Consider the following 1,262-nt stretch of genomic DNA (forward strand, 5'->3'; position numbering starts at 1 on the left):
ACGCCTTGACCGCCGCCTCGATGCCGTAGGCACCGCGGCCGAAGTACACCGAGTTCAGGTAGCGACCGAGGATCTCGTCCTTCTTGTAGTGGTCCTCCATCTTGCGGGCGAGGACCGCCTCACGCAGCTTGCGGTTGTAGCTGATCTCCTTGAGATCCGCCGCGTGGCGGGCGTACTGCTGGGTGATCGTCGAGGCACCCTGCGTGTCGCCGCCGGTGAAGTTGTTCCACGCCGCGCGGATGATGCCCTTCATGTCGATGCCGTTGTGGTCGAGGAAGTTCTTGTCCTCCGCGGCCATCACGGCTTCGCCGATGATGGGGTTGATGCTCTGGTACGGCACCAGCGACCGGTTCACGTCGCCGATGGTGGCGATCTGCGTCTTGTTGTCCTCGGCGAAGAGCTGGGTGACCTGGTCCTCGGCCTTGGGCTCGATGAAGTCCACGTCGTCGAAGAAGTACGCGCCGGCCACCACGCCACCGCCGAGCAGCATCACCACGACGGCCGCGGCGGCGGTCAGGATGTTCGCCCGGCGGCGCCGCTTCGCCGCCTTCGACACGTCCTTGCCGCCGCGCGAAGAGCCCGGCCCGCCGATGGGGCCGCTCAACTCGTCGTAGGCCGGACCGGGGCGCACCGCGGCGCGGGCCACGGCGGCGCGGCCACCGTACCCACCGGTGTTGCCCTCACCGACCGGGGCGCGACCGCCGACGCGGGCCGAACCCACCTGGGCCGAACCCACCTGGGCCGAGCCGACCTGGGCACGGCCGCTGGGGGCGCCCACCGGGACGCGCCCGCTGGATGTGCCCACCGAGGCGGAACCGCTGACGCCCGCCCGGCCGGCGGTCCGACGATAGGCGTCGGGCGCGTCGGCAGGCGCGGGGGACCCGGGCACTCTGGCCCGGGCGCGCGCAGACTGCGAATCGCCGTACGAACTCATCGATCACACCTACCGGTCGCGGTGGCGCGCCATGGAAGCCCTGGAGGGGCTGCCGGAAGCCGCGTCACAGACTGAGGTTGTGGGCTGCGACGCCGCAGCCGCCCTGTCGGATGTCAAGAATGACCGATTTCGGCGCTGGATGCGCGCACCGGTCGCAATCGTGTCCACGTTAGCGAGAGGGGAATGGTTCATCGACGTCCCTCCCACAGATGTGACGACGACCCTGTCTCGCGGGGGCGGCCCGCGGGGGAAACCCCCCCCGCCGCGGCCCCCGCAAGTTCCTCCGCCTTCAGCCCGGCCCGCCCCCCCACGTACAGCTGGAACAGGA

At 70.5% G+C, this 1,262-nt stretch carries 1 protein-coding gene; it reads right to left on the bottom strand.

The annotated features are described in order from the left end of the window. Nucleotides 1–805: biosynthetic peptidoglycan transglycosylase (locus AB0M20_RS44270; protein ID WP_364307561.1), on the bottom strand; the 805-nt coding region annotated here is incomplete at its 3' end. Between the last annotated feature and the right edge of the window lie 457 nt (nt 806–1,262).

Source organism: Actinoplanes sp. NPDC051633, from assembly GCF_040681735.1.
In the GTDB taxonomy this organism is placed as follows: domain Bacteria; phylum Actinomycetota; class Actinomycetes; order Mycobacteriales; family Micromonosporaceae; genus Actinoplanes.